Source organism: Polaromonas sp., assembly GCF_029945895.1.
Classification (GTDB): Bacteria; Pseudomonadota; Gammaproteobacteria; order Burkholderiales; family Burkholderiaceae_C; genus Polaromonas.
In genome coordinates this window covers 1-3,464 of sequence record NZ_JAQSDL010000044.1, presented here as the reverse complement: position 1 = coordinate 3,464, position 3,464 = coordinate 1, and the positions used below count along the sequence as shown (strand labels likewise).

4 protein-coding genes are annotated in these 3,464 nt (G+C 66.5%); 1 reads left to right on the top strand and 3 read right to left on the bottom strand.

All coding sequences use genetic code 11. The features are described from left to right. Positions 1-136 precede the first annotated feature (136 nt). From PSV33_RS06670 to tsaE, 3 genes are all read right to left on the bottom strand, one after another. The gene (locus PSV33_RS06670) at positions 137-361 is read right to left on the bottom strand and encodes a glycine zipper domain-containing protein (protein ID WP_300560057.1); all 225 of its coding nucleotides are present in this window, start codon (positions 359-361) and stop codon (positions 137-139) included. Positions 362-520: 159 nt separating this feature from the next. Continuing rightward, on the bottom strand, positions 521-1,909 hold the full coding sequence (locus PSV33_RS06665; protein ID WP_300560055.1) for an N-acetylmuramoyl-L-alanine amidase: 1,389 nt from the start codon (positions 1,907-1,909) through the stop codon (positions 521-523). Continuing rightward, positions 1,906-2,415: a tRNA (adenosine(37)-N6)-threonylcarbamoyltransferase complex ATPase subunit type 1 TsaE gene (gene tsaE, locus PSV33_RS06660; RefSeq protein WP_300560053.1), complete on the bottom strand. Its 510-nt coding sequence runs from the start codon at positions 2,413-2,415 to the stop codon at positions 1,906-1,908. Before tsaE ends, PSV33_RS06665 begins: the two co-directional genes overlap by 4 nt. Between tsaE and queG the strand changes: the two genes are divergently transcribed. Next, a partial coding sequence (gene queG / locus PSV33_RS06655) for a tRNA epoxyqueuosine(34) reductase QueG (RefSeq protein WP_300560051.1) occupies positions 2,401-3,464 on the top strand: 1,064 nt, incomplete at its 3' end. The two genes, tsaE and queG, sit on opposite strands and share 15 nt — an antisense overlap.

The window sequence follows — 3,464 nt, the reverse complement described above, 5'->3', positions numbered from 1 at the left end:
CTCCCCGCCATCGCCCAGCGGGGCGAGGGAGGGGCGGGGGGAGGGAGTGGGGAGTCGCTTCTACTGCCCAAGGCCGAGCGCAGGCGCAGCGTGATGCTTGATGTCCGCCTTTCCGCTCTGGGCTACTGGAATCGTCTTAGCGCTTTTGATCCTGCTTCTTGCCGATTTCACTGCCGATCACCGCGCCGGCCGCCGCGCCGCCCACGGTACCCAATGTGCCGCCGCCCAAGGCGCTGCCTGCCGCACCACCGAGTACGGCGCCGGTAGCGGTGCCGATCTGTGCGTTCGTCGGATTGGTGCCGCAGCCCGTCAGGGCGATCAGGGACGCTGCTGCAACCGACATCAATAGCTTCGTGTTCATCATGTTCACCTTTGTAAAGTCCAGGCCTGTCGCACGAGGCTTGATATGAAGCTCTGCTACCTGTGCTTTCAGCATAAGCTCGCAGGCGATGTCGCCCTGTAGGAGAGCGCCCAGCCCGCTTGTCAGGGGCCGTGGGAACCTGCGCGGCGTGTCCCGCGTTTACAGCGGACGGTTGCGCGCCAGCGGCGGGTTCTTGGCAAAGTAGCTGCCGATGCCGCGCATCAGCGCATCGGCCAGCTGCACCTGGTAGGCCTCGCTGCGCAGCTTGGCCTCTTCGTCGGGGTTGCTGATGAAGGCGGTTTCCACGAGCACGCTGGGAATGTCGGGTGCCTTCAGAACGGCAAAGCCGGCCTGCTCAACGCGCGGCTTGTGCAGCTTGCCGACGTTGCCGATCTCGCCGAGCATGGCGCCGCCCAGCTTGAGGCTGTCGTTGATCTGCGCGGTCGTGCTCATGTCGAGCAGGGCGCGTTGCACCTGCGCGTCCTTGGCCTTCACGTTGACGCCGCCCACCAGGTCGGCGGAGTTTTCCTTGTCCGCCATCCAGCGCGCCGAGCTGCTGGTCGCGCCTTTTTCGCTGAGCGCAAACACGCTGGCCCCCTGCGGCCTGGGCGTGAAAAAAGCGTCGGCATGAATGCTGATGAACAGGTCGGCCTGCACACGGCGGGCCTTTTGCACACGCACGTGCAGCGGCACAAAAAAGTCGGCATCCCGCGTCAGGAAGGCGCGCATGTTCGGGATGTTGTTGATGCGTTCGCGCAGGCGCAGGGCGATCTGCAGCACCACGTCTTTTTCGCGTGTGCCGCCGGGGCCGATGGCGCCCGGGTCTTCGCCGCCGTGGCCGGGGTCCAGCGCCACGATGATGAGGCGGTCGGTCTTGTTGCGCCCGCCCGCGCCCGCGCCCACACTTTCGGGCGGCGCCTGGGCGACGGGCGGGCTGGCGCCGCCTGCCTGGTTCTTGTCCGCGGCCGTGACCGGCGGCGGCGGCGGTGCGGCCGGGCCGGGCGCGGGCCGGGCCGTCTGCTTTGCCAGCAGCTCACTGATGGCATCGGTCGCGGCCCCCTTATCCGGCTTGTCCTTGAGCCGCTCGGCAATCAGGGCCTCCAGCGGGTCCAGCACCTGGGTCGGGTAGAGGTCGAACACCAGCCGGTGCTGGTAAGCCGCGACCGGCGGCAGGGTGAACACCTGCGGCAGCATGTGCTGCTTGAGGTCGATGACCAGACGCACCACCCCCGGCGCGTTCTGTCCGACACGTATGCCTGAAATGTTCGGGTCGTCGGGCTTGACCTTGGCCACCAGCTCGCGCAGCGCCGGGATCAGGTCGATGCCTTCGATGTCCACTGCCAGGCGCGGTGGCTCGGCGATGAAGTAGGTTTTGGTTTTCAGCCCCGTGTCGGACTCGATGGTGACGCGGCTGTAGTCCTTGGCCGGCCAGACCCGCACCGCGAGAATCGTCGCGCCGCGGGCGATCTGCTGCATGCCCAGCAGCAGCACCAGGCTGCCCCGCTGCAGCACGTCGCGCCGCTTCAGCCCGCCCTTGCCCGCGCTCATGGCAGCAGCGCCGCGCCGGCGTCGGTGTGGGCGATGAGTATGACGGCGCGCGTCTCGCTGGCCAGCATCTCGATGTGGATGTCCAGATCCGCCGGCGGCAGGTGGCTGCCGGCTTTTTCGGGCCACTCGACCAGTTTCAGGCCGGGGCTGGCGAAGATGTCGCGAAAACCGGCTTCCTCCCACTCGTCGGGATCGTTGAAGCGGAAAAAATCAAAATGCCAGATGGACAACACGCTGCCCGCTGCGGCCGGGTCGGCCACGCTGTAGGGCTCCACCACTGCGTAGGTCGGGCTTTTGACGCGGCCCGTCACGCCCAGCGCCTTGAGCAGATGCCGGGCCAATGTGGTTTTGCCGGCGCCCAGATCACCATGCAGCTCAATCACTGCGTTGCCGCCCGTGGCACTGGCGCGCAGTTTTCCGGCCAGGGCTTCGGCAAAGGCCTGGGTCTGGGACTCGCTGTCCCAGGCCATCCTTTTTACAATGTGTCGGTGATCTTCAATAGCCATCAATTCGTTTCTCAAATTCAGTCATGGGCGCGCGAGCTTGGATTTTCGCAAATTGGCATTGCGGGCGTGGATCTCTCATCGGCAGAGCCGGGCTTGTCGGCCTGGCTGGCGGCGGGCTTTCATGGTGACATGAATTACATGGCAGCGCACGGACTCAAGCGCGCCCGACCGGCCGAACTTGTGCCCGGCACCGTCAGCGTGATCACCGCGCGCATGGATTACCTGCCAGCATCCACACCCGCGCAGCCGGGACAGTGGCAGGCTGTGGAGCTGGCGCGCCTGCAGCGGCCCGGCGAGGCCATCGTGTCGGTGTATGCGCGGGGACGCGATTACCACAAGATCATGCGTGCGCGGCTGCAGAAACTCAGCGAACGCATCGGAGCCGAGGTGCAGGCGCTGGGCCACCGCGTGTTCACCGACTCGGCGCCGGTGCTCGAGGCCGAACTCGCGGCGCGCAGCGGCCAGGGCTGGCGCGGCAAACACACGCTGCTGCTCAACCGCGAAGCCGGTTCCATGTTTTTCCTCGGCGAAATCTATGTCGATCTGGCTTTGCCGCCCAGCGAGCCCGTCAGCGAGCACTGCGGCAGCTGCAGCGCCTGCATCAGCATCTGCCCGACGCAGGCCATTGTGGCGCCGCACAAACTCGATGCACGGCGTTGCATCTCTTACCTGACGATTGAACATGCGGGCCCGATTCCGCTGGAGCTGCGGCCGCTGATCGCCAACCGCATCTACGGCTGCGACGATTGCCAGCTGGTCTGCCCCTGGAACAAGTTTGCGCAGCGCAGCGCCTTGCCCGACTTCGACGAGCGCCAGGGCCTGACCGGCCAGCAGCTGACGACGCTGTTTGCCTGGACCGAAGAAGAATTCCTGCGCCATACCGAGGGCAGCGCCATCCGTCGCATCGGCCACGAGCGCTGGCTGCGCAATATCGCGGTGGCGCTCGGCAATGCCCTGCGCGCCGGTGCGGACAGCAGCCTGCGCAGCGCCTTGCTGGCGCGGCGCGAACATGGCAGCGAGGTGGTCAGGGAACATGTGGCATGGGCGCT